This window comes from Aureimonas sp. Leaf427, assembly GCF_001425485.1.
Classification (GTDB): domain Bacteria; phylum Pseudomonadota; class Alphaproteobacteria; order Rhizobiales; family Rhizobiaceae; genus Plantimonas.
The window spans coordinates 638,245-663,490 of record NZ_LMQW01000012.1 but is presented as its reverse complement, the minus strand read 5'-3'; the positions used below and the strand labels follow the sequence as shown (position 1 = coordinate 663,490).

Below are 25,246 nucleotides of genomic sequence, written 5' to 3'. Positions count from 1 at the left end.
TCGCGGAACCGAGTGAAGGCATGCTAGTTGCTCAATGCATCTTTAAAGTGTCTCGGCCTTTTGTTCGATCGTGAGAAGGCACGAACGCCGTCGATCGACGCAGCGGATGCGTCTTGGAAACGAAGGGCCCGGCGATGCCGACGAGTGGAACGTGCAAAGCTTTGACCCTTCCCGTCCCTGCGGCGGACGTCGCTTCGTTCGTCCGCTTCACGCCCGACATGGAAATCGTCCGCGACGACGAGGTCGAGACCTTTTCCGAGATCGTCGCCACCTTGCGCCGGATCATGCGGACGGCGAGCGACGACGAGGGAAGCGCCAGCCGCGCGGTTCACGCCAAGAGCCACGGCATCGTCCGCGGCGAGCTGGCGGTGCTGGAGGATCTCGATCCGGCGCTGCGCCAGGGCCTCTTCGCCGAGCCGAAGGTCTATCCCGTGCTCATGCGCTTCTCCACCAATCCCGGCGATCGTCTCGACGACGGCGCCTCGGTGCCGCGCGGGCTCGGGCTGAAGGTCGTCGGCGTCGAGGGCGAGCGTCTGGCCGGCACCGAGGGCGAGTGCACGCAGGATTTCGTCATGGCGGACGCGCCCGCCTTCGTGGCGGCGGACGCGCGCGCCTTCCTGAAGAGCCTGAAGCTCCATGCCGACACGACGGACCGGCCGGAGGGTCTGAAGAAGGCCGCCTCCGCCGCCCTGCGCGGCGTCGAGGCGCTGCTGGAATCGGTCGGCGGCGAAAGTGCGGTCCTGAAGGCGCTGGGCGGCCACCGCAACACGCATGTCCTGGCTTCCAGCTTCTACTCGCAGGTGCCGGTGCTCTTCGGCCCCTATGTCGCCAAGTTCCGCCTTTCGCCGGTCGGCCCCGAACTCGCTTCGCTGAAGGGCGAGGAGATCGAGACGCGCGGGCGCCCCGACGCGCTACGCGAGGCCGTGGCCGACTTCTTCGAGAGCCAGACGGGCACGTTCGACCTCTGCGCGCAGCTTCTGACCAATCGCGCGACCATGCCGATCGAGACGGCGAACGTCGTCTGGCCGGAGGCGGAAAGCCCCTATCGCACGCTGGCGCGCATCACCGTGCCCCCGCAGCCGGTCTGGGACAGGGCGCGGTCCGAGGGCGCCGACGAGAGCCTCTCCTTCTCGCCCTGGCACGGGCTCGCCGCCCACCGGCCGCTCGGCTCGATCATGCGCGCGCGCCGCCCGGCCTACGAGATGTCGGCCTCGTTCCGCGCCTCGCGCAACGGATGTCCGATCCACAATCCCCGCTCGGAAGCGGATATGCCGATCTGACGGGGCCGATCCGACGGGCGCATTGGACGGGACCCGATCCGATCGTTCGGCAGGGTGTCAGCGGGCCAGCGGCTCCAGCTCCGGCAGCTTGTCGTTGACGAGCCAGCCGTAATAGTTCTCCTCCGGCAGCCGGGGCGGCTGGCCGGCGCCGGCGCGCGCCTTGTTGTCGGCGGCGAGCGCGGCGGCGCGGGCGCGGGGATTGCCGACATTGTAGAGCGTCGCCGTGATGCCGGGATTGCCGGAAATGTCGACGCCGGCGATCTCGCGATAGGCCTCGATCGAGGAGCGGATGACGGCGGCCATGTAGGCGAGCGAGCGGTCGGGGTCCATGATCGCGCGATAGACCTCCGGCGCCTTGTCCGGGTCGAGGTCGGGATAGCCGGACACGCGGTGGACGAGGTCGGAGACGCCGAGCGCGGTCAAGGGGTTGATCTGCCCGAGCCCGAAGGTCTGCCCGGCGTAGAAGGGCTGGAAGAAGACGGCGCCGAAGCGGTTGTCGGGATAGGAGCGCCCGTCGACCGTCCGGCCGCGGAAGGCGGTGTTGAAGACGCTCTCGCGGCAGCTCCACAGCGCCTCGTCGCCCTTGGCCCCTGCGCAAGCCCGGAACTCTGGCCGCGCGACGAAGTCGGTGACGCTCTCGCCCTCGTAGGCGAAGACCACCTTCGCCTCGAGATAGGACAGGGCCTTCACGTAATAGGTCTGCATGCGGTCGAGCGCGTCGACATTGTAGGTGTGCTCGCCGACGAGCGCGCCGACGATGTGGATGGGATCGATGCCGTAGGCCCGCGCGGCCTTGTCGATCTTGCCGCGAAGCTCGTCGTTGGTGGCGATGAGATTGCGGATCTTCTCGTATTTGGCGTCGAACGTGCCGCGCGTCTGGCTGGTGCGGCGGATCGCGCCGGCCGGCACGTCCGGCTGGTCGGCATTCCGGTTGCCCGGCGGCACCACGGTGACGGCGCCGGCCGGCACGGCGCAGAAGGCCAGAAGCGCTGCCAGCGCCGCAGCGCCGAGACGGCGGAGGAGCCGGGATGCGGGGCGGCGGGGAAAAGGGTTCGTCACGGGCGCTGATCGTCCAGGCGGGAGGCGGCAAAGACCTTCCATAGGAGCGCCCCGAAGCCCTGTCGAGATGCGCCCCGGTCACGCCGGCTTGAAAGCGGCCGCCCTCAGGAGAAGCGGGTCGGGATCGCGGTCGCGAACTTCAGCGTCTCCATCGAGATATAGGCCGACATTTCCGCAAGCTCGATCCGCGAGACCAGGCGCTTGTAGACCGTGTCGTAATGCTCGACGTTCGGCAGGACCATCTTCAGGATATAGTCGAAATTGCCGGTCAGCCGATGGGCCTCGACGATCTCCGGGATGGCGGAGATCGCCGCCTTGAACTCCTCCAGCCAGCCCGCCTGATGGCGCGAGGTCTTGACGACGACGAAAATCGTCGTCGGCAGGTTCATCCGGGCTCGGTCGAGAACGGCGACGCGCCGCAGGATATGGCCCTCCGCCTCCAGCCTCTGGATGCGCCGCGAGCAGGCCGAGGCCGACAGCGAGACGCGCGCCGCGATGGCGGCGAGCGGCATGTCGGCGTCGTCCTGGAGAAGGGCGAGAATGTCCTGGTCGCGGGTGTCGAGCATGATGTCAGGATGCAGGCTCGCAGGTCTTCGCGCAAGACGTTTGCGCCAAAGCACCATCAGGCGCGGCTCGTCTGCACGATATCCCGCCGATCGGCCGAACTTCGCATCCCGCTTTCGCCGGAAGCGTCGCATCATGTCGTCATCGAACGCGAAGACGGGACCTGTCGACATGAAGACCATCGGCCTCATCGGCGGCATGAGCTGGGAATCCACGGCGGTCTACTATCGCCGCCTGAACGAGAGTGCCCGCGCCGCGCGGGGCGGCCTCGCCTCGGCGCGCGTCCTCCTGCACTCGCTCGACTTTTCCGACGTCGTCGCGCTCCAGAAGGCCGGCCGGTGGGATCTGGCGGCCGAGATGCTTGCCGCCTCCGCGAGGGGCCTCGAGGCGGCGGGGGCCGACTGCGTCCTCATCTGCACCAACACGATGCACCTCGTGGCGGACGCGGTCGCTTCCTCGATCGAGGTTCCGCTGATCGACGTCGTCGCCGAGACCGGGCGCGAGATCGTCGGGGCCGGTCTTCGAAGGCCGCTGCTTCTGGCCACCCGCTACACGATGGAGCACGGTTTCTACGCCGACCGGATGGAGCGCCTCGCCGGCCTCCGGCCGATCGTGCCGGAGGCCGAGGACCGCGCCGAGGTTCACCGGATCATCTTCGAGGAGCTCTGCGTCGGGCGCGTCGAGGAGCGCTCGCACCGCGCGATGCTGTCGATCGTCGAGCGCGGCCGGGCGGCCGGCGCCGACAGCGTCATTCTGGGCTGCACCGAGATCTGTCTCCTTCTCGATCCCGACGCGCTGGTTCTGCCGGGCTTCGATTCCACGCGCATCCATGCCGATGCCGCCAGCCGCTTCGCCCTTCATGAGACCGACATCCAGCTTCGCGAACGCAAGGCGGCGTAAGCCTTTAGCCGTGGGATAGTTTCGCCGGCCCGCCGGGTCGGCCCTGCAGGAGAGTCCGCCGCGATGTGCCGCTTTCTCGCCTATTCGGGAACGCCGGTCTTTCTCGACCAGCTGCTGGTGCGCCCGGAGACGTCTCTGATCTCGCAGTCGCTGGCGGCGCGCGAGGCGAAGACCGTCGTGAACGGCGACGGCTGCGGCGTCGGCTGGTACGGCGAGCGCGAGGAGCCCGGCATCTATCGCGGCATCCTGCCCGCCTGGTCCGACGCCAATCTCACCTCGCTCTGCGGCCAGATCCGCTCGCGCCTCTTCGTCGCCCATGTTCGCTCGGCGACCTCGGGCGAGGTCTCCACCGCCAATTGCCATCCCTTCTCGGCGGGCCGGCATCTCTTCATGCACAACGGCCAGGTCGGCGGCTACGACCGTCATCGCCGCCGCGTCGACGCGCTGATCCCGGACGCGCTCTATCCCTTGCGCAAGGGCACCAGCGATTCCGAGGCGATCTTCCTGACCGCGCTCGGCCATGGCCTCGACGCCGATCCGGTGGAGGCGATGCGCGCGACGCTTTCCTCGATCCTGGCGGCCTGCGGCCCCGAACCCGAGCCCCTGCGCTTTGCCGCCGTGCATTGCGATGGCGAGACGCTCTACGCCTATCGCTGGGCGAGCGACGGAAGGCCGCCTTCGCTCTACTGGCGCATCGAGGGCGAGGGCATCGTCGTCGCCTCCGAGCCCTGCGACCAGAACTGCGGCACCTGGGGCCTCGTGCCGCCCGGCAGCGTCCTCGCCATCGGCCCCGGCCGCGCGACCCGGCTGACGCCGTTCGACGTGACCGTTCCGGCGCGCGAGGCGGCGGTGGCGTGAAGACCTCGACGTTCTTCGGCCGCCGAAAGTGTTGGCCTCCTCGGCCTTAGGAATAGGACCGAAAGGCAGTGCGCTGGGTTGCTTGACCCTATGACGGCCATGGCGGAACCTCTTTCAAGACCTGTCTTGCTGCCGGGAGAGGGAAGCGCGTTTGGCCGACGTTCGAGTTCCAGACAGTCCCGCCCACGAGCGGGAGGCGCCGCGCCCATTGACCGATGCGGCGAAGGAACAAATCAAGCTTCGAGCGACGTTCCTCAATGGCATTGCGATCGCGACGTTCGGCGTCGGCGGTCTCGCTCCCGTCGTGACCGCTCTTTCACGAGACGACATATCCGGGGGAACGATCGGAAGCCTGTTCGTTCTGTCCGTTGTTTGCCTTGCCGTCTCGGGCATCATACATTCTCATGCCTACAGGCACTTGAAGGGATTGGACCCGTGACCCTCGCCCAGATCGCATTGATGGCACTCCTGCCGATCGGAGCCCTGGTCATGCTGGGTTTTGTCAAACTTCACGCGGTCCGAAATCCGCCTGCCCGTCAGGCGCCGATGCGCCCGAACCGGGAAGGCAACCTGTCCGAGGCGCTGGCGGAGAACCGCTGACCGGTCTTCGCCCGCCCCCGCAGCCTTAAAGCGTCCAGCCGCCGTCGATCAGCTGCGTCGTGCCCGTCGTGAAGGCGCTCTCGTCGGAGGCGAGGTAGACGGCGAGCATGGCGATCTCCTCGGCCTTGCCGAGGCGGCCCATGGGCTGGCGCGAGATGAACATGTCGAGCGCCTTGTCGCGCCCGCCGACCTCGCGGCCGAGCGTGTCGATGCGGCTCTCCAGCGAGGGCGACTCGATCGTTCCCGGGCAGATCGCGTTGCAGCGGATGCGCTGCTTGATGAAGTCCACCGCGATGGAGCGCGTCAGGCCGACGACGGCGGCCTTGGAGGCCATGTAGACGTAGCGGTTGGGCGCGGCCTTGATCGAGGAGGCGGCCGAGGCGACGTTGACGATCGACCCGCCGCCCTTCTCCACCATCTTCGGCAGCAGTCCCCGGATCATCCGGTGCATCGAGCGCACGTTGAGGTCGAAGGAGAAGTCCCAGTCCTTGTCGGAGCACTCGAGGATCGTGCCGTGATGCACGAAGCCGGCGCAGTTGAAGAGGATGTCCGGCGCGGGGAGGGCGCTCGTATAGGCGGCGACCGCTTCCGACGAGGTCACGTCCAGCGATTGCGTGGCGGCGTCGAGGCCGGCAAGCTTGGAGCCGTCGAGGTCGGAGGCGTAGACCGTCGCCCCCTCCGCCACGAAGGCGTTCGCGACGGCGCGCCCGATGCCCTGTCCCGCCGCGGTCACAACCGCGATCTTGCCCTCGAGCCGTCCTGCCATCGCCTGTCTCCCGTTCCATCCCGGAGCGCCGTGCGTCTCGAAAGGCGCAAGGGGGGCGCTCGATCATCGTCCCGCGGCAAGCCCTGCATCGATCGGACCGACCACCGCCCGCACCGGGCCGGGCCGCCCGACGGCCGCGCCTTCCCTATACAGACTTCCGACTAGGATACCAGTTTGATCTCGCCATGGAATCAACGGGCGATCGGTTAATGGGCCGCTAAACAATCTTGGGTAGCCTTAATTTCGGGATTGCGGATGTGCGGGGGCACTTCGCGATTTCAGGCTGGGGTAGCGGAGACGATCATGAACACGCACGAGACGGATTCGCTGAGCGAGCGGCTGGACTTCATCGGGCTCGACACGGCGGCGCGCGAGCGCCTGAGAACCCTGAAGCCGGCGATCGCGGACGGCATCGGTCCGGCGCTCGACGCGTTCTATGCCAAGGCCCGCGCCAATCCGCACACCCGCCGCTTCTTTTCCGACGAGGCGCATATCGCCAGCGCCAAGAGCCGGCAGATGAAGCATTGGGGCATCATCGCGGATGCCGACTACGATGCGAGCTACGTCGCCGGCGTCTCCACGGTCGGCCGCGTCCATGCCAAGCTCGGCCTGGAGCCGCGCTGGTACATCGGCGGCTACGCCCTGATCCTGGAAGGTCTGATCGGGCAGGTCGTGGAGAAGCGCTGGCCGTCCCGCTTCGGCCGCAAGGGTTCGAAGACGCTGGCGGACGAATTGTCCAGCGTCGTCAAGGCGGCCCTGCTCGACATGGACTACGCCGTCTCGGTCTATCTCGACACGCTGGAGGCCGACCGCAAGAAGGCGGAGGCCGCCAAGGCCGAGACGGACGAGGCGCAGCGCATGGCCATGGAGGCCTTCGGCGCCGCCTTCCAGAAGCTGCGCTCCGGCGATCTCGGCGCCCGCGCGCCCTCCGATCTTTCCGGCAGCTTCGGCGCGATGGCCGAGACCTACAACGACGCGGTCGCGGCGCTGGAGGAGGTCCTGGGCCAGGTCGTCCAGTCGGTCGGCACGATCAGCGACGGCCTCAGCGAGATTTCGGTCGCCTCGAACGATCTCTCCCAGCGCACCGAACAGCAGGCGGCGAGCTTGGAGGAGACGGTCGCCGCCCTCTCCGAAGTGACGCGCGGCATCAACCAGACCGCCGGGAGCGCCGGCGAGGCGCAGGCGACCGCCGCCGCCGCCCAGAAGAACGCGGAAAAGGGCGGAGAGATCGTCGGCCGCGCCGTCGAGGCCATGAGCCAGATCGAACAGTCCTCCGACAAGATCGGCCAGATCATCGGCGTCATCGACGAGATCGCCTTCCAGACGAACCTCCTGGCGCTCAACGCGGGCGTCGAGGCGGCACGCGCCGGCGAGGCGGGACGTGGCTTCGCCGTGGTCGCCCAGGAGGTCCGCGGCCTTGCCCAGCGTTCGGCGGAGGCGGCGAAAGAGATCAAGACGCTGATCTCGGCCTCGGCCGCGCAGGTCGGGCGAGGGGTCGAGCTCGTCTCCGCCTCCGGCCGCTCGTTGGAGGAGATCCTCGCCGGCGTCTCCGAGATGAACCGCGTGGTCTCCGACATCGCCCGGACCGCACGGGAACAGTCGCTGAGCCTGAAGGAGGTCTCCACGGCCGCCGATCAGATGGACAAGGTCACGCAGCAGAACGCCGCGATGGTGGAGGAGACGACCGCCGCCGCGCAGCATCTGGCGAGCGAGACCGAGACCCTCTCGCAGCTGACCCTGCGCTTCAACCTCGCGACCTCCGCGCGCAGCACCCGCTCCGCCGCGCCGGCCGCCCGGCGCCCGGCCGCGCCCCCGGCACGCCCGGCCAGACCCGTCGCCCAGATGCGCACGACCGGTGCCGGCGGCGCCGCACCGAAGGCGGCCGCCGACGACTGGGAGGAGTTCTGACCGTCCGCGTATAGGCTCAAGACGTCGAGGCCCGATCAGGCGGGCTTCGTCGCGAACCAGAGAACATGCTTCGTGCCGCGCCCGCGCCCGGCCTTCACGCGGACCTCCTCCGCGCGAAAGCCGGCGCGGCCGAGCCGCGCGGTGAAGGCGGGGTCCGGCCCCGAGGACCAGACGGCGAGAACCCCGCCCGGCCGGAGCGCGATGCGCGCGGCGTCCAGCCCCTTTGGTCCGTAGAGCCGGTCGTTGCCGCCGCTGGTCAGCCCGTCCGGGCCGTTGTCGACGTCGAGGAGAATGGCGTCGTAGGCGCCGGGCGCCCCGGCGATCGTCTCGGCGACGTCTTCGAGGACCACGGCGACCCGAGGATCGTCGAGCGAGCCTTGGAAGACCTCGGCCATCGCGCCCTTCGCCCAATCGACGACGCCCGGCACGAGCTCGGCGACGGTGATACGGGCGGCGGGCCCCAGGCGCGCCAGCGCGGCGCGAAGGGTGAAGCCCATGCCGAGGCCGCCGATCAGGAATCGGGACGCGTCGAGCGGGCCGAGGCGGTCCGCCGCCATCGTCGCGAGCGCCTCCTCCGAGCCGCTGAGCCGGCTGTTCATCAGCTCGGTTCCGCCGATCATGATGGAATATTCCGAGCCGCGCCGCATGAGGCGCAATTCACCGCCGCCGGGAATGGCGGCCGTGCCGAGAGGAATCCAGGGGATCATGGTTCGCGTCGGTTCACGGCAGGTGGAACATTGGCAGGAGCTGGACCTGACGGGGAACGTTGCCCGGATCGGTTTCCATGATGTCGGCCATGAAGGCCCACCAGCGTTGGACGATCTCGGTTTGCGGAAGGGCGTCCATGTCGTGGTCGCGGCGCCTCGTGAGGATGGCGAAGAGATGATGCGTCTCGGGATCGAGCCAGATCGAATAGTCCGAGATGCCCGCCGCCTTCAAGGCCTCCACGAGGTCGGGAAAGATCGCCGCGTGCCGCTCGCGATAGGCCTTTGCCTGCCCTTCGTGGAGCACCATGCGGAAGGCGATCCGCTCGCTCATTGAAGGCTTTTCTCCGGCGCCGTCTTGAGGAAGCGGATCGTCATGTCGCGGATGTTCAGGAGATGGGCGCGATAGGCCTCGACCGCCGCGTCGCCGTCCCGCTCCACGATCGCCTCGGCGATGCGGCAGTGATCCTGGCAGCTGCGGGCGATCAGGCCAGGCTGCAGGACGGTGCTGCGCAGGATGTCGAGCGCGACGGTGGAGAGCCCCTGTGCAACCGTTTCCAGAAAGACGTTGCCGGACCCGGCATAGATCGCGCCGTGGAACTCCCGGTCGAGGGTGCGGAAGGCGACGGGGTCGCCGATCGTCTCCGGCCCCTCCGCGGCCAGCCGGGAAATCTCGGCGCAAAGGCGCGGGCCCGCCCGCTCCGCGCAGAGCCGGACGCATTCCAACTCGACCACGCTTCGCGCCTCGTAGTGATGCGTCGCGTCGTAGCTCTTGCCCGACAGCATGACGTTGAAGGGCTCGACCAGCCGGAGCGGCGAGAGGTCCGTCACGGTGTAGCGCCCGCCCTGGCGGCTTTCCAGAACGCCCATCAGCGTCAGCGCCTTCAGCGCCTCGCGCAGCGGCGGGCGGCTGATGCCGAGCGCCACCGTCATCTGGCTCTCGGTCGGCAGCCGGTCGCCGGCTTTCAGAAAGCCCGCCTTCACCAGCGTCATGATCTGGTTGGCGACCTCCTCGGACATGGTGCCGCGCGCGAAGGAGGCGTTGAACCGGGGGAGCGCTGCGCCCTCGGGCGGCCGGAAGAGGCGGGCGAATCGGTCGCTCATGCCCTCGCTCCCCCCGCTGCCGGCCGTTCGGCGGGCGATGCGACCGGCTCGGGACGGCGCATCCTGCGCGGTCCGGACGGAAGGTCGGGCGTGGCGTTGAGCATGTCGGTTCCCGTGGGGCCTCCTCGTTCGCTGAGAATCAAGAGGGTCGGCCTCGGTTCGGAAGTTGTCAAACAAATACTCGTTTGATACCGATACCTGCTTAACACAGAGGCTGTTATGAACCTTGGACAGGTGTTGTGCCGTTCGTGTTGGGTCGCGGGGTAGGAGCCCGATGCCGCCGGTAGCGGGGCTACCGGCAAAGAGGGCGACGCACATCCGCGACCCAACACGAGCGGCCCTTCGGGTCGTGTGAGCGACGTCATCCGGGGCGTCGGGCAGAACAGACAAGACGGATAGTCTTGCCTGTTCCACCCTCCTACCGGTCTGAACGTCGCTGACACGACACAACACCTGTCCAAGGTTCATAACAGCCTCTAACCTTTTCGCCGGAGAAGCGCGGCATGCGTCAGACGTTGGAACGCCGCCGTCTCGGGCGGAGCGATCTCGAGATTCCCGTCTTCGGCTTCGGCGCGGCCCATCTCGGCGAGTTCTACGCCCGGCTCGACGAGGCGGAGGCCGACGCGACGCTCGGCGCCGCCTGGGACGAGGGCGTGCGTTTCTTCGATACGGCTCCCTGGTATGGGCGCGGCCTCTCCGAACACCGGCTGGGCGGCTTCCTGCGCACACGGCCGCGCGGCGACTTCGCGATCGTCACCAAGGTCGGGCGCATCCTGCGCCGGCCGCGCGATCCCGCAAGCTTCGACCGCGCGCCCTGGACCGGCGGGCTGAACTTCGAGGTCGAGTTCGACTATTCCTACGACGGCTTCATGCGCGCCTACGAGCAGTCGCTGATGCGGCTTGGCCTCGATACGGTCGATGCGCTCGTCATCCACGATCTCGACATCGGCTATCAGGTCGAGGAGGAGCGCCTGGAGGCGAACACGCGCCGCCTGGAGGAGAGCGGCATCAAGGCGCTGGAGGAGCTGAAGCGGGACGGGCAGATCAAGGCCTACGGCATGGGCGTCAACACCGGCCATTCGCTGGAGACGACGGCGCGCCGGGTCGATCTCGATTTCGTGCTGGTGGCCATGCCCTACACGCTGCTCGACCAGGATAGCCTCCATCGCGGCATGGCCGGCTGCGTGGAGCGCGGCGTCGGCGTGATCATCGGCTCGCCCTTCGCCTCCGGCATTCTGGCCACTGGCTCGGGCGGCGGCGCCAATTACGGCTACGACGCAGCTCCGGAAGCCGTGCAGGCGAAGGTGCGCGGCATCGAGTCCGTCTGCGCCCGGCACGGCGTGCCGCTGCCGGCGGCCGCCCTCCAGTTTCCGCTCGCTCATCCCGCCGTCGCCGCCGTCATTCCGGGCGGCGTGTCCCCGGCCCAGATCCGGCAGAATCTCGACGCGATCGAGGCCCGCATTCCCGATGCCTTCTGGGCGGAGCTGACATCGAACGGGCTGATCGACCCGGCCGCCCCGACGCCGCCGGGCCGCTGAGCCCGCAAAGGTCGGTCAGAGCGGACGCGGCGCGGTCAGCGAGGAAAGGGCGCGGGCGCGGTGGAGCCCGGCGCCCTTGGCGCCGACGAGCCGGCCCTCCTCGATCATGACGCGGCCGCCGAGAATCACCGTCGCCGGCCATCCCCGGATGGCGACGCCCTCGTAGGGCGTGTAGTCCGAGCCGTCGTGCAGGTCGGCATGGCGGATCGTGCGCTCCGCCTTCGGGTCCCAGATCGCGATGTCGGCATCGAGGCCGACGGCGATCGAGCCCTTGGTCGAGAGGCCGTAGATCCCGGCGGGATGGGTGGCGGTCAGCGCGACGAAGCGCCGGATGTCGATGCGGCCCTTGGCGACGCCCTCCGAGAAGAGGATGGGCAGGCGCGTCTCGACGCCCGGAATGCCGTTCGGAATGTGCCGGAAGTTCACCGCGCCCTTCGGGTTCAGCTTGCCCGTCGGATCGTCGTATCGGAAGGGGCAGTGGTCGGAGGAGAAGAGGTCGAACGTGCCGTCCTCGATGCCGGTCCAGCACGCGTCCTGCGCGGCCGCGTCGCGGGGCGGCGGCGAGCACACGAACTTCGCGCCCTCCCAGTCCATGCCCTCGAGATCGCCGGCAGTGAGCATCACATATTGCGGGCAGGTCTCCGAGACGACCTTGCGGCCCCGCGCGCGGGCCCGGCGGATCTCCTCGATCGCGGGTCCGTTCGAGACGTGGACGATGACGACGGGAACGTCGACGATCTCGGCCAGCGACATGGCGCGATGCGTCGCCTCGCGCTCGGCGGCGACGGGCCGGGTCGTGGCGTGGGCTCTGGGGGCCACGTCGCCGGCCGCCTCGTGGCGCCCGATCAGGTATCGGATCGCGTCCTCGTTCTCGCAATGAACCATGACGAGCGCGCCGGTGCGCCGGGCCGTGTCCATCACGCCGAGGATCTCGGCATCGTTCAGGCGAAGGCCCTCGTAGGTCATGAAGACCTTGAAGGACGTGTAGCCGTCGGCGACCAGCGCCGGCAGCTCCTGCCCGAGCACGGACGGCGCGGGGTCGGAGACGATGAGGTGGAAGGCGACGTCGGTGTAGCAGTTTCCCTCCGCCAGCGCATGATAGGCGGTCAGCGCCTCGCGCAGGCTGCGGCCCTTCTCCTGCAGGCAGAAGGGCATGACGGTCGTGTTGCCGCCGAAGAGCGCCGACAGCGTGCCGCTCTCGAACCCGTCCGCCATGACGATGCCTTCGCCGGAGGGCTGGGCGAGATGGACGTGCGGATCGATCCCGCCGGGAAGGACGTAGAGCCCGGAAGCGTCGATCGTGCGCGCGGCCGCGCCGAGATCGTGTCCGAGCGCGGCGATCCGGCCGTCCCGGATGGCGACGTCGGCGGAAAAGACGTCCGAGGCCGTCGCGACCGTGCCCCCGGCGATGACGAGGTCGTAGGGTGCCTTCAAAGGTTCGGCTCCAGGGCGGCGATCAGCCGGTCGACCTCGGCCGTCGTGTTGTAGTGCACCATCGAGACGCGCACGACGCCGTCCGTCGCGCCGAGCCCGTGCTCCTCGACGATCCGCTTGGCGTAGAAGTCGCCGTAGCGGATGCCGACCTTGGCCTTGTCCACCGCCTCCACGATGCGGCGCGAACTCTCTCGGCCGACCGTGAAGGACACGGTGGAGACCCGGTCCTCGACGGCGGCCGAGGTCCGGCCGATCACGCGGACCGAGTTGCGGCTGGCGAGGAAGTCCATGAGCCGCCGCGTCAGCGCTTCCTCTTGGGTCGCGATGGCGTCGAACCCCGCCTCGATCGCCGCCCTTCCTGCGGGGGCACCGGTGCGCGCACCCAGTTCCTCGACATAGTCGACCGAGCCGATCGAACCGTAAGCCGACTCATAACTGGCATTGCCCGGCTCCAGCTTGTGGGGCACGCGGCTCTTGTCGAAGAAGTAGTGGTAGATGTTGTCGAGCTGCAGGAGCTTGTCTCGCGAGCCGGCCATGACGGCGAAATGCGGGCCGAAGACCTTGTAGACGCTGAACACGTAGTAGTCGGCGCCGAAGGTCTTCACGTCGATCGCGCGGTGCGGAGCATAGGCGACGGCATCGACGCAGAGCTCGGCATTGGCGGCGTGCACGATGTCGGCGATCTCCGGGATCGGGTTGATCGTGCCGAGGATGTTCGAGGCGTGGGTGACGCAGACGAGCTTGGTCTTGTGCGTCATCAGCCGCTTCAGCTCCTCGAGGTCGAGCTCGAAGGTCTCGGGATCGCAGCGCCACCATTTGATGACGACGCCCCGCGCCGCATGCTTCAGCCAGGGGCCGATATTGGCCTCGTGGTCGACATTGGTCAGCACGATCTCGTCGCCGGGCTGGAGGCGCCCGGTCATGGATTCCGACAGGAAGCGCAGGAGGATCGTCGTCGAGGGCCCGAGGACGATCTCGCCGGGATCGCAGTTCATGAACCGCGCGAAGGCCTCGCGGGCGGCGCCGACGCGGCGCGTCGTCTCCTGGCTCGGCGCGTAGCTCGCCCCGGTCTGCACGGCGGCGTTGAGGAGATGCTCGTGCATGCGGTCGGCGACGCGGCGCAGGACCTGGCTGCCGCCGGCATTGTCCATGAAGGCCCATGGCGAGGAGAGGCCCGGAAACTGGCTGCGCGCAAAATCGACGTCGAGAGCGGTCATGGCTGAGATCCTTGGCGGGGCGAAGGCGGGGCAAGTCGAGACGCGGGGCGGAGCCGTCAGGCCCGTCCGCGGCGGCTTCCGCCCGTCTCGAAGCGCGAGACGATGCGCACGAGCGGCAGGAGAAGCAGGAGATAGAGGATGGCCGCCCCGATGAGCGGCGTCGGATTGGCGGCCAGCGCCTGGGCCTGCGTCGCCTGTTTCAGGAGATCGGGCAAAGCGACGACCGAGGCGAGCGCGGTGTCCTTCATGACGTTGATGGAATTGCCGGTGAGCGGCGGGATCACGATGCGGATCGCCTGCGGCAGGACCACCTTGGCCATGACGAGGATCGGCGACAGGCCGATCGCCTGCGCGGCCTCGAACTGTCCGCGCGGGATCGCCTCGATGCCCGCCCGCACGATCTCCGCGGCATAGGCGGCCGAAACGGTGGTGAGCGCGAAACAGGCGGCGACGAAGGGCGAGAAGCGGATGCCGAGAAACGGAAAGGCGTAGTAGACGATGACCAGCCAGACGAGCACGGGCAGGGCGCGGAACACGTCGATATAGGCGATGGCGAGCCAGCGCAGCGGCCGCGCCGCATAGAGCCGGACGAGCGCCAGCGCGACGCCGAACGTCAGCCCCAGCACGATCGAGAGGACGCCGAGAAGGATCGTCCGCCAGAGGCCCGAGAGGAGCAGCGGCATCGACCGCCAGAGCACCTCGACGTTGAAGAAGGTGGAGACGATGTCCATTCGAGCTTTCGGGCGACGTCGCACGGTCGATTCTTCTCCCCTTTGGGGAGAAGGTGGCCCGGAGGGCCGGATGAGGGGTGTGCGCCGCGGCCCCCTCATCCCCTGCCGGACCTTCTCCCCGAAGGGGAGAAGAAGGCAGCTTTCGGCCGATCCGGATGGCCTCGAAGGTCAGTTCGTGGTCTTCGGCGTCTCGGCGACGGCGACCGAGCTCGTCGTGTCCTCCGGCTTGGTGCCGAACCAGGTCTCGTGAAGCTTGGAGATGAAGCCTTCCTTCTTCATCGCCGTGATCGCCTCGCTCGCCTTGGCCGTCAGCTCGGAATCCTTGGCGAACATCATGGAATACTGCTCGCCCGTCTTGATGCGCTCGACGACGGCGAACTGCGGCTTGTCCTTGATGTAGTAGGCGACGGCCGGAATGTCGGAAATATAGCCGTCGATGCCGCCGTTTCCGAGATCGAGCATGGCGGGCGACAGGCCCTCGAAGCGGCGGATCTCGGAAATGCCGAGTTCGGCCTGATGGGCGGTGGCGTAGATGTCGCCGGTCGAACCGGTGTCGACGCCGACCACCTTGCCCTTCAGGGTGGACAGGCCCTTCACCTCGGAGGCGGCGAGCGCGGAGAGCGACTGGTCGCTGTCGTAATAGGGCTGGGCGAAGGAGACCGACTTCAGGCGCTCCGGCGTGATCGTGATCGAGGAGATCGCGGCCTGGATGCGGCCGGACTGAACGGCCGAGAAGAGCCCGTTGAAGGGAATGTTCTCGATGGCGACGCCCTCGAAGCCGATGCGCTTGGCAACCTCGGTGGCCAGTTCCACCTCGAAGCCGACGGTCTCGCCGCTGGCATCCTGGAACTCCCAGGGCACGTTGCCGACATTGGCGCCGACGCTCAGCATCTCGGCGCTGGCGGCTCCGATGCCGGCGGCTGACGAGGCGAAGGCCAGGATGGCGGCGGCTGCGAGAAGGGTCGGGCGCATGGGGCTCTCCTGGAGGCTGTGGGACGGCGGGCCCGGACGAGACCGGCCGATGGGAAAAGGAAGGCAGACGCACAATTTATCATCAGGACATGCCGCTAAAAACTGCATGCACTTTGACGTGCAAACTGTATGACTGTTTCCCGGGTTTGCAAAGGAATAAATACGATGAGCGACGACGGCGCTTCCCCGACCTCCACGACGAGCGCCGACGCCGCGCTCGTGCGCGACTATCTGGAAGCCTCCATGGTGCCGGACCCCGACCGCGCCGCGACCTACATGGCACCGGCTGCACGATCACCTTCACCGGCGGTCGGGTCTTCGACCATCCGCGCGGGCCGACCTCGGTGAACGCGGCCCGCTACAGATGGGTGAAGAAGCGCATGCTGCGCTTCGACGTGGCGCCGGGCGAGACGGAGACGGTCGTCTATTCCACCGGCTATCTCTACGGCGAATGGCCTGATGGCACGCCCTTCGACGGCAATCGCTATGTCGACCGCTTCGAGGTGCGGGACGGCCGGATCGTGAAGATGGACGTCTGGAACGACAGCGCCGAATGGCTCCTCGAGCCGGCCCTGCGCAAATAGGTCAAGCCTTTGCGGCGCGCCGTTTGGCGACCGGCGCCTCCGCCTCGGCATAGGGCGCGAGCACGTCCATGAGATCGCGGCCCCGGTTCTGCGCCGGGACGAGGAGCGCGCGCCGTGCGACCGCTTCCAGATGCTCGTCCATCAGCGCCGTCGCGCTCTCGACCCCGCCGGTCGCCAGCGCCTGGATCAGCCCGCGATGCTCGGCGACCGCGCATTCGGAGGAATGCGGGCGTCCGAAGGTGGAGAGGGCGAGGCAGGACCGATAGGCGATCTCGCTGACATAGCGCACCAGAACCGGCTTCTCCGTCATCTCGGCGAGGCGGACGTGGAACTCGGTCGCGAGCCGCAGCGACTGGGCCTCCGGCCCGCCATGGGCGGCCTCCTCCGCCGCGACCATGGCGTCGAGCGTCGCGATTTGGGCCTCCGAGAGCCGACCCGCCAGCGCCTTGACGACGAGCCCCTCCAGCTCGATGCGGATGTCGAAATCGTCGCGCGCTTCGTCGAAGGAAGGGGTGGCGACGACGGCGATCCGGTTGCGACGGAGTTCGACCAGTCCCTCGGCCGCGAGCTGCCCCAGCGCATGGCGCGCGATCGTCCGGCTGACGCCGAAGCGCTCGCCCAGCGCATCCTCCGGCAGCTTGTCGCCGGGCACGAGGGCGCGTTCGAGAATGGCGCTGCGGATCGCGCGGCAGATCGCGCCGACATTGTCCGCCCCGCCTCTCACCTTCGCCATCGTCATCCGCCTCGATCGTCTGGAACGCTCACCTTCTAGCCTCCCATCTCGTAGCCGTGCAACGACAAGATGGATCGAAAAGTGCATGCACTTCTGTACCGAAGATGGCGGATGGCCGTCAGTCCGCGAGCCCGCCGCCGATCGCCTCCGCGAGGCTGGAGCGCTGGACCGGGCGCTCCGAGAGATCGAGGCCCGCCAGAAGATCGGCCAGATGCAGCGCCATGGAGGCGCCGGCCCTCGCGCCGTCCCCCGCCTCCAGCGCCTCGACGATGCCGTGATGGGCATGCGTCGCGCAGATCGTCTCCGGCCGCCGCCAATAGAGCGCGACGACGAGCGAGGAGCGCGAGAGGAGGTCGTTCAGGATGCCGGCCAGCACCGCATGGCCCGCAAGGCCCGCGATCACCCGGTGGAATTCGGCTGACTGGAACACCGCTTCGCGCGGATTGTCCTGTGAGATCGCGAGATGCTCGGCGTCGAGGCAGGCGCGAAGGCGCGCCCCGTCCGCCGGCGTCATGCGCCTCGCTGCCATCTCCGCGATGCGCGGCTCGACGAGGATGCGCGCCTCGAAGATCTCGCGTGCCTCGTCCGGCGAGGGCCGGGCGACGCTCGCCCCGCGATGGCGCTGGATGACCACGACGCCGTCGCGCGCGAGCGCCTGCAGCGCGGCGCGCACCACCGTCCGGCTGAGGCCGTAGACCTCGGCGATCTCGTCCTCAACGAGCTTGGCGCCGGGATCGAGGCGATGCCGGATGATGGCGTTGTGCAGCCCCTCGTAGATCGCGACCCAGGATGGCTGCGCGCCACCCTCCTCGCCCCGGCTTGCGCGGCTCATGCGCTCTTGCTCCCGACTCAATGGCGCAGAGACATCCACTTTTTTGCGCCGGACGCAATCGTGCACAAATATCGTACACAATCCGTCCGCCTCCGCCGCGAAAGGCGGCAGGCCGGCCTTTTCCATCCCTCCCCGCGTCCGCCCAACGGCGGGGCGATGCGGGTCGAAGCCCGGTTTGCTCGGGTGTCTTCTCCGAAATTGTATCCAAGGATTGCATCTGGCACGGCGCGTGCATGGCTCTTGGCGAACCGCGCGGAGACCATGCCCGAATGAGCAGCAAGGCCGAACTGGAACTCGTCCAAGTGACCAAGCGCTACGGCGAGACCACCGCCGTCGACGCGATCGACCTGAAGGTTCCCGCCGGCACCTATTGCTGCTTCCTCGGCCCCTCCGGCTGCGGCAAGTCCTCGACGCTGCGCATGATCGCCGGCCACGAGATCGCCTCCTCCGGCGACATCGTGCTCGGCGGCGCCAACATCACGAATCTCGAGCCGTCGCGGCGCGGCACGGCCATGATGTTCCAGAGCTATGCGCTCTTCCCCCATCTCACCGTTCTCGACAACATCGCCTTCTCGCTGAAGATGAAGGGCGTCGCCAAGCCCGAGCGCCATGCCAAGGCGCGCAAGGTCATGGAGCTGGTCGATCTCGGCAAGTTCGAGGCGCGCATGCCGGCCCAGCTGTCGGGCGGCCAGCAGCAGCGCGTGGCGCTCGCCCGCGCCCTCGTCACCGATCCCGCCATGCTCCTCCTCGACGAGCCGCTCTCCGCGCTCGACCCGTTCCTGCGCCTTCGCGTGCGTACCGAGCTGAAGCGCCTTCAGCGCGAGCTCGGCATTTCCTTTCTGCACGTCACGCACGGGCAGGACGAGGCCATGGCACTGGCCGATCTCGTCGTCATCATGAAGGACGGCCGCATCGAGCAGGCCGGCTCCCCGCAGGACGTGTTCCACCGCCCGGCCACCGCCTTCGTCGCCAGATTCATGGGCGGGCACAACGTCGTCACCCTCGACGGCACGCCCTCCACCATCCGCGCCGACCGCGTGCGCCTCGGCGCCGGCGGGCCGGAGGCCCGGACCCTCGCCGGCGAGGTGCGCGGCGTCGAATATGGCGGCGCGACCGTCACCGTCGTCCTCGCCGCCGGCGAGGCCGGCGAGATCACCGCCGTCATTCCCGAGGAGGCCTATGCCGCCGCCCCGGCCGAGCTCGGCCAGTCCACGCCGATCCACTGGCAGCGGGCCGACGAGTACCGCCTCGCCGCCGCCTGACCGCCGCACCACTCCCGACCCGTTCGCAGACCCCCCGACCCCTTCGCAGACACCCCGAGAGGAGAGCCCATCCATGACCGATGCGACCAAGACCGGCTTCAGCCGGCGTAGCTTCATGAAGGCCGGCACCGCCGCCGGTTTCGCCTTCGTCGGCGGCGCCGCCGTCACCGGCTTTCCCTATGTCTCCAGCGCCCGCGCGCAGGAGGCCAAGACCCTTCGCTATCTCGGCACCGCCGTGAACCAGTCCACCGAGATCGCCGCCAAGGTGAAGGAGGATCTCGGCATCACCCTCGAATACGTGCCCGTCACCACCGACGAGGTCACCAAGCGCATCATCACCCAGCCGAACACGTTCGACATCGTCGACACCGAGTATTTCGCGCTGAAGAAGTTCGTGCCGACCGGCAACCTGATGGGCATGGACGCCAAGCGCATCAAGGAATTCGACAACATCACGTCCGTCTTCACCAAGGGCGAGATCGACGGCAAGAAGATCGGCGACCAGGGCACCGCCCCCTGGAAGGTGCTCTATCTCGAAGGCAACAAGTCCACCACGTTCTCCGCCAGCCCGACCGAGTGGATCTCGCTGATCCCCACCACCTACAATGCCGATACGCTCGGCATCCGGCCCGACCTCATCAAGCGCCCGATCGAGAGCTGGGCCGAACTCCTGAACCCCGAGTTCAAGGGCAAGGCCTCCATCCTCAACATCCCCTCGATCGGCATCATGGATGCCGCCATGGTCATCGAGGCGACCGGCAAGTACAAATATCCCGACAAGGGCAACATGACCCGCGACGAGATCGACATGACGATCGAGACGCTGATCGAGGCCAAGCAGGCCGGCCAGTTCCGCGCCCTCTGGTCCGACTTCAACGAGAGCGTCAACCTGATGTCCTCGGGCGAGACCGTCATCCAGTCCATGTGGTCGCCCGCCGTCACCGCCGTGCGCGCCAAGGGCATCGACTGCGTCTTCCAGCCCCTGAAGGAAGGCTACCGCGCCTGGGCCACCGGCTTCGCGCTCCCCGCCACGCTCGAAGGCGAGAAGCTCGACGCCGCCTACGAGTTCGTCAACTGGTTCCTCTCCGGCTGGGCCGGCGCCTTCCTCAATCGCCAGGGCTACTATTCCGGCGTCCTCACCACCGCCCAAAAGTCCATGGAGCCCTACGAATGGGCCTACTGGATGGAAGGCAAGGCCGCCGAACAGGACATCAAGTCCCCCCAGGGCCAGGTCATCGCCCTCAAAGGCGCCACCCGCGACGGCGGCTCCTTCGACCAGCGCATGGGCGCCGTCGCCTGCTGGAACGCCGTCATGGACGAAGACGCCTACATGATCCGCAAGTGGAACGAGTTCGTGGCTGCGTAAGCGGGGCACGACCGGGGACGCCGTCCCCGGGCCCCTGGCAGGGGAATGATTCCCCTGCACCCCCTTTCTTCCTGCTTCGATCTCCGGGACGGGCCAGAGGCCCGCCCCGGAGATCGACGAAGAAAAAGAAGGGTCCGGGAATTCGTTCCCGGGCCGGGTTCGGGGCGGCAGCCCCGCCCTCTCACCCGCACCCGCCGGAGTTCGCATGGCCACACGTATCGGCATCGCGCCCTATCTTCAGGTGGCGCCGTTCGCGCTGATCTTCCTGCTGTTTCTGGTGGTGCCGCTGGCGATCATCGTGATGGTCAGTTTCTGGACCTACGACAATTATTCGATCCAGCCGGCCTTCACGATGCAGAACTACATGGACGTGTTCGACCGCTGCATCGTGCGGCTGCCGACGCTGTGCACGACGTTCAGGACCTATGTCTCGACGCTGCAGTTTTCGGCGACCGTCTGGCTGATCACCTTGGTGATCGGCTTCACGGTGGCCTATTTCGTGGCCTTCGAGGTGCGCACGCCGGAGGTCCAGTCGGCGCTGTTCCTGATCTGCACGATTCCGTTCTGGACCTCGAACGTCATCCGCATGATTTCCTGGATTCCGCTGCTCGGGCGCGAGGGTCTGGTGAACCAGATGCTGGTGAATGTCGGCGCGATCGACCAGCCGCTGGACTGGCTGCTCTATTCGCGCTTTTCGGTGACGCTGACCTTCGTGCACCTGTTCACCTTCTTCATGGTCGTGCCGATCTACAATTCCATGCTGCGGATCGACCGCTCGCTGATCGAGGCCGCGCGGGACGCGGGCGCCTCGAGCTGGCAGATCCTCTGGAACGTCATCATCCCGCTGTCGAAGACGGGCATCGCGATCGGTTCGATCTTCGTGATCACGCTGGTCATGGGCGATTTCATCACGATCGGCCTGATGGGCGGCCAGCAGATCGCCTCGGTCGGCAAGACGATCTCGGTGGAGGTCTCCTACCTCCAGTTCCCGATCGCGGCGGCGAACGCGGTCGTGCTGCTGGCGACCGTGCTTCTCATCATCTTCGCCCTGACCCGCCTCGTCGATATCCGGAAGGAACTTTGACATGAGCGAGTCCCGCAGCCCCGCCTTCTACTACCTCGCCGGCTTCTTCGCGCTCTTCGTGCTCTTCCTCTACGGGCCGACGCTGACGATCTTCATCCTCTCCTTCCAGGGGCCGGAGGGCGGACTGACCTTCCCGATGCGCGGCTTCTCGTTCCACTGGTTCGGGGTCCTGTGGCAGGGGCTCGGCGTTGTCGACGTCTGGGCGGCCATCGCGCGCTCGGCCAAGCTCGGCATCGTCGTGACGGTGCTGACCGTCGTCGTCTCGGTCATGGCGGGGCTCGCCTTCCGGCGGCGCTTCCTCGGCTCGACGCTGCTCTTCTACGTCGCGATCGCGAGCCTCATCCTGCCCTCCATCGTCGTCTCGCTCGGCATCGCGCTGGAGTTTCGGATCTTCGACGATTTTCTGAAGGCCTACGGGCTTTCGCCGGCGAGCGGCTCGACCATGGGCCTCTTCACCTCCGCGCTCGGCGCGCACATGACCTGGACGCTGCCCTTCGGCATGCTGATCATGCTGGTCGTCTTCAACCGCTTCAATCCGGCCTACGAAGAGGCCGCGCGCGATCTCGGCGCGACGCCCTGGCAGACGTTCCGCCATGTCGTGCTGCCCATCATCTCGCCCTATCTCGTCGGCGTCGCGCTCTTCGGCTTCACGCTGTCCTGGGACGAGATCGCGCGCACCAGCCAAGCCGTCGGCGGCCCGAACACGCTGCCGCTGGAGCTTCAGGGCCTGACCTCGACGGTCACGACGCCGGCGATCTACGCGCTCGGCACGATGACGACGACGGTCTCCTTCCTCGTCATCGGCGCCACGCTCGGCACCGGCCTCTACCTGCGCCGCCGCCGCCTTCGCGGCGCCTCCGACGCCGGCAAGGGCACGATCTGAGCGGGGGCGGGATCAGGCCCCGACCTTGTGACTCGCCTGATCTCCCCCCTTGAGGGGGAGATGCCGGCAGGCAGAGGGGGGCGCCGTCGAGCGCCAACCTTCCCTGCCGTCTCGATACGCCTCCCATGTCGGCGGGAGGCGCCCCCCTCTGCCCTGCCGGGCATCTCCCCCTCAAGGGGGGAGATCGGCTGATCGCAAAGGGCACCTCAACCTCACGAGCACCCCATGCGCATCGCCTTCGTCAATCCCAATGCCACCGCCTCCATGACGGCCAAGGTCGCCGAGGCCGCGCGCTCCGCAGCATCGCCGGGGACGGAGATCCTCGCCTTCACCAACACGGACGGCCCGGCCTCCATTCAGGGCGAGGCGGATGGCGAGGCGGCGACGCCGGGCCTGCTCGCGATCCTCCTGCGCGAGCGCGAGGCGGCGGACGCCTTCGTGGTCGCCTGTTTCGACGACACGGCGCTCGCCGAGGCACGTGCTGTCGCGGGCAAGCCCGTGCTCGGCATCGGCGAGGCGGCGTTCCTGGCGGCGGCGGAGAACGGGCGGCGCTTCTCGGTCGTGACGACCCTGTCGATCTCCGTGCCCATCATCGAAGCGAACATCGCCGCCTATGGGCTGGAGCCGGCCTGCCTGCGCGTGCGGGCCTCGGAGGTTCCGGTTCTGGCTCTGGAGGAGGAGGGCGGCGCGGCGCGCGAGACCGTCGCCGCCGAGATCGGCCGGGCGCTCGAAGAGGACCGGCCGGATGCGATCGTGCTCGGCTGCGCCGGCATGGCCGATCTCGCCGACGCCTTCGCGACGCGCTTCGGCCTGCCCGTCATCGACGGCGTGTTTGCAGCCGTTCGCCGGCTCGAAGCGGGCCATCGGCCGGATGCGCCCGGGCTGTGAACCCCGACGATCCGGCGCGTCGGCGATGCCGACCGTCCGCTGCCATTAAGGCGAGCAGACAGATTTGCTGGCTTATCACTCGCGCGGTAGAGGCTGATTTTTCGGTGATGCTACCTGAGCGAGCTTAGTTCGTTAAGACTGGATCTGTAGGAGGGAAAGGATCACCGGAAGGGTTCCCTGCAGCGGATACGGCATGTCCATCGACTCCTCGGCCCAGACTGCGACAGGTCGGATGCGCCGCACCGAGCGCCGGGCCCTCGATTCGACCGGGTTCGGCCTGCTGCCATGCCCTCGATTCGACCCGGCCGGGGCCCGCGATCGCGAGCGACGATCCTCCCGCCACGCTTGGCTCCTCCGGGCGTTCGGCCGCAGCGGAGCGGTAGGTCCGCGTTCGACAGGCCTGCGCGGATCGGTGGAGGCGGCGCTTCACAGCGCCCTGCCGATCGCCGCGATCCTCGCGGTCCAGTTCGGCACGTATAGCCTCGTCTCGTTCTTCTACCCCTCTCGCGTCCTCCCGGTCGGCGTCTCCTCCGACATGGTCGCGTTCGTCGCCGTCTGCCTCATGCTCGGCGTTCTCTTCACCGGCCTATGCCGCATGCTGCGGTTCACGCGGCCGAAAAGTCCCGTCCGCGAGCTGGCCGCGCAGATGAGCGCCATCCTCTTCGATGCGCATCGCCTTCTCAACGGAGTCCTCACGCTCGCGCTGCTCGTTCCGTTCATGGCGATGTTCGCCGCGATCAAGGTGAGCCTTCCGATGATCGCGCCCTTCGCCTGGGATGCGACGCTGACCGACTGGGACCGGGCGCTTTTCTTCGGCTGGCTGCCCTACGAGGTGCTGCAGCCGATCCTGCGCTATCCCGCCGTGATCCTCGCCTTGGATTGGGCCTACAAGCTGTGGTTCCTGCTGCTCTGGATCGCGTTGCTGGGCTTTGGCTTCACCCGCTCGGTCCCGGTCCTGCGCACGCGGTTCCTGGTCAGCTTCTTCCTCGCCTGGTTCCTGCTCGGCAACGGGCTGGCGGTTCTCCTGTCCTCCGCGGGGCCCTGCTTCTACGGGCTGCTCGATCTCGGACCCGATCCCTACCAGCCTCTCATGGCCCATCTGCGGGAGGTCGATCGCGCCGTCCCGATCTCCGCTCTCCAGATCCAGGCTCTTCTCTGGAGCGGCTATCTCGGCACGTCCGATGCGCTCGGCATCTCCGCCGCGCCGAGCCTTCACAACGCGATGAGCCTCCTCATGGCGCTCGCGGCCTGGGCCGTCGACCGCCGGCTGGGCCTTGCCCTCTACGCCTTCGCCGCCGTCACCTTCCTCGCCTCGATCGGCCTTGGATGGCACTATGCGGTCGACGGCCTGATCGCCTTCGCGGCCACGGCCGCCATCTGGAACCTCGCCGGGCGCTTCGCCAACTCGTGGGAGGGCCGAGACCACGATCCGCACCCTCGAGCCGGGCGGACGACGGAGCCCGGCGATCTCGCCCGAAGCCAGTTCCGGCAGGGTCTCGCGTGAGGCAGAAACGTCAAAGCCCCCGTCGTTCGACAACGACGGGGGCTTTGGAAATTGTTAAGCCTTGATGATGCAGTCTATCGCATCTGGCGGCGGGCATAGCCCGGCGTCATGGACGAGGCGGTCTTGTCCATCTGGGCTTCCGGCTGATGCTGACCCCGGATCAGGCTGAGTATGGCGGTCCGCATGTCGCCGCCGGCGACGCGGATGGCCTCGTCGACGACGAAGTCGAGATCGTCGGCATTGTCGTTCCGAAGTGCGGTCTGGCTCATCGTCGCTGGTCCTCGAACCGGTTGCGAAGCTTGGTCCGAAACGAAAGCAAAAGCTCCGTTCCGGTCGGTGCCGTGGCCGAAAGATGGCACGTACAGATGCCGGGCGAAAGATGGTGCCTCGATTCTGCCGCGCCTGTTAACACCCCATTCACACGATAAGCGAGTCTATTCCGCGCATTTCGGTGAACAAAGAGCGCCAACCTTTG

Annotated in this window: 26 protein-coding genes and 1 pseudogene; 14 read left to right on the top strand and 13 right to left on the bottom strand. The window is 67.8% G+C overall.

Going from position 1 to position 25,246, the window contains the following annotated elements:
• The first annotated feature begins 161 nt into the window (after positions 1–161).
• The gene (locus ASG62_RS11315) at positions 162–1,280 is read left to right on the top strand and encodes a catalase family protein (RefSeq protein WP_244487439.1); all 1,119 of its coding nucleotides are present in this window, start codon (positions 162–164) and stop codon (positions 1,278–1,280) included.
• A 57-nt stretch (positions 1,281–1,337) separates the two neighbouring features.
• On the opposite strand, the gene ASG62_RS11310 is transcribed toward ASG62_RS11315, so the two are convergent.
• Together ASG62_RS11310 and ASG62_RS11305 are read right to left on the bottom strand one after the other, a co-directional pair.
• Positions 1,338–2,339, bottom strand: coding sequence for a DUF1402 family protein (locus tag ASG62_RS11310; protein ID WP_413814192.1), 1,002 nt, complete (start codon positions 2,337–2,339; stop codon positions 1,338–1,340).
• Positions 2,340–2,443: 104 nt separating this feature from the next.
• Complete coding sequence (locus ASG62_RS11305; RefSeq protein ID WP_056689462.1) at positions 2,444–2,905, bottom strand: Lrp/AsnC family transcriptional regulator; 462 nt, start codon at positions 2,903–2,905, stop codon at positions 2,444–2,446.
• A gap of 169 nt (positions 2,906–3,074) precedes the next feature.
• Between ASG62_RS11305 and ASG62_RS11300 the strand changes: the two genes are divergently transcribed.
• The 4 genes from ASG62_RS11300 to ASG62_RS26385 all read left to right on the top strand — a co-directional run bounded on the left by ASG62_RS11300 (position 3,075) and on the right by ASG62_RS26385 (position 5,261).
• Positions 3,075–3,803 (top strand): aspartate/glutamate racemase family protein, encoded by a 729-nt coding sequence (locus ASG62_RS11300; RefSeq protein WP_056689261.1) that lies wholly within the window; start codon positions 3,075–3,077, stop codon positions 3,801–3,803.
• Positions 3,804–3,866: 63 nt separating this feature from the next.
• The gene (locus ASG62_RS11295; RefSeq protein ID WP_056689257.1) at positions 3,867–4,661 is read left to right on the top strand and encodes a class II glutamine amidotransferase; all 795 of its coding nucleotides are present in this window, start codon (positions 3,867–3,869) and stop codon (positions 4,659–4,661) included.
• Positions 4,662–4,812: 151 nt separating this feature from the next.
• On the top strand, positions 4,813–5,100 hold the full coding sequence (locus ASG62_RS11290; protein WP_156382060.1) for an amino acid transporter: 288 nt from the start codon (positions 4,813–4,815) through the stop codon (positions 5,098–5,100).
• A complete protein-coding gene (locus ASG62_RS26385) occupies positions 5,097–5,261 on the top strand; it encodes a hypothetical protein (RefSeq protein ID WP_156382059.1) in 165 nt (54 codons plus the stop codon). The genes ASG62_RS11290 and ASG62_RS26385 overlap by 4 nt, the downstream gene beginning before the upstream one ends.
• A gap of 25 nt (positions 5,262–5,286) precedes the next feature.
• Here ASG62_RS26385 and ASG62_RS11285 read toward each other — a convergent pair whose 3' ends face one another.
• Positions 5,287–6,027 carry an SDR family oxidoreductase gene (locus tag ASG62_RS11285; RefSeq protein WP_056689251.1) on the bottom strand — a complete coding sequence of 247 codons (741 nt, stop codon included), beginning with the start codon at positions 6,025–6,027 and terminating at the stop codon, positions 5,287–5,289.
• Between the two features lie 303 nt (positions 6,028–6,330).
• On the opposite strand from ASG62_RS11285, the gene ASG62_RS11280 reads away from it, so the two are divergent.
• Entirely contained in the window at positions 6,331–7,935 is a 1,605-nt protein-coding gene (locus tag ASG62_RS11280; protein ID WP_056689248.1) for a globin-coupled sensor protein, read from the top strand.
• A 35-nt stretch (positions 7,936–7,970) separates the two neighbouring features.
• Here the strand turns inward: ASG62_RS11280 and ASG62_RS11275 are convergent, their stop codons facing one another.
• From ASG62_RS11275 to ASG62_RS26970, 3 genes are read right to left on the bottom strand one after another with little or no spacing between them, the layout of a single operon-like run.
• Complete coding sequence (locus ASG62_RS11275) at positions 7,971–8,642, bottom strand: spermidine synthase (protein ID WP_056689245.1); 672 nt, start codon at positions 8,640–8,642, stop codon at positions 7,971–7,973.
• A gap of 13 nt (positions 8,643–8,655) precedes the next feature.
• Positions 8,656–8,973, bottom strand: a complete 318-nt coding sequence (locus ASG62_RS11270; protein ID WP_056689242.1) for an L-rhamnose mutarotase — start codon at positions 8,971–8,973, stop codon at positions 8,656–8,658.
• On the bottom strand, positions 8,970–9,743 hold the full coding sequence (locus ASG62_RS26970; RefSeq protein ID WP_056689239.1) for a FadR/GntR family transcriptional regulator: 774 nt from the start codon (positions 9,741–9,743) through the stop codon (positions 8,970–8,972). Before ASG62_RS26970 ends, ASG62_RS11270 begins: the two co-directional genes overlap by 4 nt.
• 503 nt (positions 9,744–10,246) lie before the next feature.
• Here ASG62_RS26970 and ASG62_RS11260 point away from each other — a divergent pair.
• Positions 10,247–11,281: an aldo/keto reductase gene (locus ASG62_RS11260; RefSeq protein ID WP_056689236.1), complete on the top strand. Its 1,035-nt coding sequence runs from the start codon at positions 10,247–10,249 to the stop codon at positions 11,279–11,281.
• 15 nt (positions 11,282–11,296) lie between these two features.
• Here ASG62_RS11260 and hydA read toward each other — a convergent pair whose 3' ends face one another.
• The 4 genes from hydA to ASG62_RS11240 all read right to left on the bottom strand — a co-directional run bounded on the left by hydA (position 11,297) and on the right by ASG62_RS11240 (position 15,635).
• The gene (gene hydA, locus ASG62_RS11255) at positions 11,297–12,715 is read right to left on the bottom strand and encodes a dihydropyrimidinase (protein ID WP_056689234.1); all 1,419 of its coding nucleotides are present in this window, start codon (positions 12,713–12,715) and stop codon (positions 11,297–11,299) included.
• On the bottom strand, positions 12,712–13,932 hold the full coding sequence (locus tag ASG62_RS11250; protein ID WP_056689232.1) for a cysteine desulfurase-like protein: 1,221 nt from the start codon (positions 13,930–13,932) through the stop codon (positions 12,712–12,714). The genes hydA and ASG62_RS11250 overlap by 4 nt, the downstream gene beginning before the upstream one ends.
• 56 nt (positions 13,933–13,988) lie before the next feature.
• Positions 13,989–14,663, bottom strand: a complete 675-nt coding sequence (locus ASG62_RS11245) for an amino acid ABC transporter permease (RefSeq protein WP_056689230.1) — start codon at positions 14,661–14,663, stop codon at positions 13,989–13,991.
• A gap of 168 nt (positions 14,664–14,831) precedes the next feature.
• Positions 14,832–15,635, bottom strand: coding sequence for a transporter substrate-binding domain-containing protein (locus ASG62_RS11240; RefSeq protein WP_056689224.1), 804 nt, complete (start codon positions 15,633–15,635; stop codon positions 14,832–14,834).
• A 165-nt stretch (positions 15,636–15,800) separates the two neighbouring features.
• On the opposite strand from ASG62_RS11240, the pseudogene ASG62_RS11235 reads away from it, so the two are divergent.
• Positions 15,801–16,219, top strand: a pseudogene (locus ASG62_RS11235) (nuclear transport factor 2 family protein).
• 1 nt (position 16,220) lies between these two features.
• Here ASG62_RS11235 and ASG62_RS11230 read toward each other — a convergent pair.
• Both ASG62_RS11230 and ASG62_RS11225 read right to left on the bottom strand, forming a co-directional pair.
• Entirely contained in the window at positions 16,221–16,958 is a 738-nt protein-coding gene (locus ASG62_RS11230) for a GntR family transcriptional regulator (RefSeq protein ID WP_413814191.1), read from the bottom strand.
• A gap of 112 nt (positions 16,959–17,070) precedes the next feature.
• A complete protein-coding gene (locus tag ASG62_RS11225; protein ID WP_056689219.1) occupies positions 17,071–17,784 on the bottom strand; it encodes a GntR family transcriptional regulator in 714 nt (237 codons plus the stop codon).
• A 269-nt stretch (positions 17,785–18,053) separates the two neighbouring features.
• On the opposite strand from ASG62_RS11225, the gene ASG62_RS11220 reads away from it, so the two are divergent.
• The 6 genes from ASG62_RS11220 to ASG62_RS11195 all read left to right on the top strand — a co-directional run bounded on the left by ASG62_RS11220 (position 18,054) and on the right by ASG62_RS11195 (position 24,771).
• The gene (locus tag ASG62_RS11220) at positions 18,054–19,046 is read left to right on the top strand and encodes an ABC transporter ATP-binding protein (RefSeq protein ID WP_056689216.1); all 993 of its coding nucleotides are present in this window, start codon (positions 18,054–18,056) and stop codon (positions 19,044–19,046) included.
• 73 nt (positions 19,047–19,119) lie between these two features.
• On the top strand, positions 19,120–20,412 hold the full coding sequence (locus ASG62_RS11215) for an ABC transporter substrate-binding protein (RefSeq protein ID WP_056689214.1): 1,293 nt from the start codon (positions 19,120–19,122) through the stop codon (positions 20,410–20,412).
• A gap of 205 nt (positions 20,413–20,617) precedes the next feature.
• Entirely contained in the window at positions 20,618–21,496 is an 879-nt protein-coding gene (locus ASG62_RS11210) for an ABC transporter permease (protein WP_056689211.1), read from the top strand.
• A 1-nt stretch (position 21,497) separates the two neighbouring features.
• Positions 21,498–22,379 carry an ABC transporter permease gene (locus tag ASG62_RS11205; RefSeq protein ID WP_057180383.1) on the top strand — a complete coding sequence of 294 codons (882 nt, stop codon included), beginning with the start codon at positions 21,498–21,500 and terminating at the stop codon, positions 22,377–22,379.
• Positions 22,380–22,604: 225 nt separating this feature from the next.
• Entirely contained in the window at positions 22,605–23,267 is a 663-nt protein-coding gene (locus ASG62_RS11200; protein WP_156382058.1) for an aspartate/glutamate racemase family protein, read from the top strand.
• Between the two features lie 412 nt (positions 23,268–23,679).
• The gene (locus ASG62_RS11195) at positions 23,680–24,771 is read left to right on the top strand and encodes a phosphatase PAP2 family protein (RefSeq protein ID WP_056689204.1); all 1,092 of its coding nucleotides are present in this window, start codon (positions 23,680–23,682) and stop codon (positions 24,769–24,771) included.
• 74 nt (positions 24,772–24,845) lie between these two features.
• On the opposite strand, the gene ASG62_RS11190 is transcribed toward ASG62_RS11195, so the two are convergent.
• Positions 24,846–25,040: a hypothetical protein gene (locus ASG62_RS11190; protein ID WP_056689201.1), complete on the bottom strand. Its 195-nt coding sequence runs from the start codon at positions 25,038–25,040 to the stop codon at positions 24,846–24,848.
• Between the last annotated feature and the right edge of the window lie 206 nt (positions 25,041–25,246).

Excerpts from the sequence above, each read along its gene's own strand:
- ASG62_RS11305 (WP_056689462.1), bottom strand. The coding sequence starts at position 2,905 with ATGCTCGACACCCGCGACCAGGACATTCTCGCCCTTCTCCAGGACGAC.
- ASG62_RS11300 (WP_056689261.1), top strand. The coding sequence starts at position 3,075 with ATGAAGACCATCGGCCTCATCGGCGGCATGAGCTGGGAATCCACGGCG.
- ASG62_RS11295 (WP_056689257.1), top strand. The coding sequence starts at position 3,867 with ATGTGCCGCTTTCTCGCCTATTCGGGAACGCCGGTCTTTCTCGACCAG.
- ASG62_RS11285 (WP_056689251.1), bottom strand. The coding sequence starts at position 6,027 with ATGGCAGGACGGCTCGAGGGCAAGATCGCGGTTGTGACCGCGGCGGGA.
- ASG62_RS11280 (WP_056689248.1), top strand. The coding sequence starts at position 6,331 with ATGAACACGCACGAGACGGATTCGCTGAGCGAGCGGCTGGACTTCATC.
- ASG62_RS11275 (WP_056689245.1), bottom strand. The coding sequence starts at position 8,642 with ATGATCCCCTGGATTCCTCTCGGCACGGCCGCCATTCCCGGCGGCGGT.
- ASG62_RS11270 (WP_056689242.1), bottom strand. The coding sequence starts at position 8,973 with ATGAGCGAGCGGATCGCCTTCCGCATGGTGCTCCACGAAGGGCAGGCA.
- ASG62_RS26970 (WP_056689239.1), bottom strand. The coding sequence starts at position 9,743 with ATGAGCGACCGATTCGCCCGCCTCTTCCGGCCGCCCGAGGGCGCAGCG.
- ASG62_RS11260 (WP_056689236.1), top strand. The coding sequence starts at position 10,247 with ATGCGTCAGACGTTGGAACGCCGCCGTCTCGGGCGGAGCGATCTCGAG.
- ASG62_RS11250 (WP_056689232.1), bottom strand. The coding sequence starts at position 13,932 with ATGACCGCTCTCGACGTCGATTTTGCGCGCAGCCAGTTTCCGGGCCTC.
- ASG62_RS11245 (WP_056689230.1), bottom strand. The coding sequence starts at position 14,663 with ATGGACATCGTCTCCACCTTCTTCAACGTCGAGGTGCTCTGGCGGTCG.
- ASG62_RS11240 (WP_056689224.1), bottom strand. The coding sequence starts at position 15,635 with ATGCGCCCGACCCTTCTCGCAGCCGCCGCCATCCTGGCCTTCGCCTCG.
- ASG62_RS11230 (WP_413814191.1), bottom strand. The coding sequence starts at position 16,958 with ATGACGATGGCGAAGGTGAGAGGCGGGGCGGACAATGTCGGCGCGATC.
- ASG62_RS11225 (WP_056689219.1), bottom strand. The coding sequence starts at position 17,784 with ATGAGCCGCGCAAGCCGGGGCGAGGAGGGTGGCGCGCAGCCATCCTGG.
- ASG62_RS11220 (WP_056689216.1), top strand. The coding sequence starts at position 18,054 with ATGAGCAGCAAGGCCGAACTGGAACTCGTCCAAGTGACCAAGCGCTAC.
- ASG62_RS11215 (WP_056689214.1), top strand. The coding sequence starts at position 19,120 with ATGACCGATGCGACCAAGACCGGCTTCAGCCGGCGTAGCTTCATGAAG.
- ASG62_RS11210 (WP_056689211.1), top strand. The coding sequence starts at position 20,618 with ATGGCCACACGTATCGGCATCGCGCCCTATCTTCAGGTGGCGCCGTTC.
- ASG62_RS11205 (WP_057180383.1), top strand. The coding sequence starts at position 21,498 with ATGAGCGAGTCCCGCAGCCCCGCCTTCTACTACCTCGCCGGCTTCTTC.
- ASG62_RS11200 (WP_156382058.1), top strand. The coding sequence starts at position 22,605 with ATGCGCATCGCCTTCGTCAATCCCAATGCCACCGCCTCCATGACGGCC.
- ASG62_RS11190 (WP_056689201.1), bottom strand. The coding sequence starts at position 25,040 with ATGAGCCAGACCGCACTTCGGAACGACAATGCCGACGATCTCGACTTC.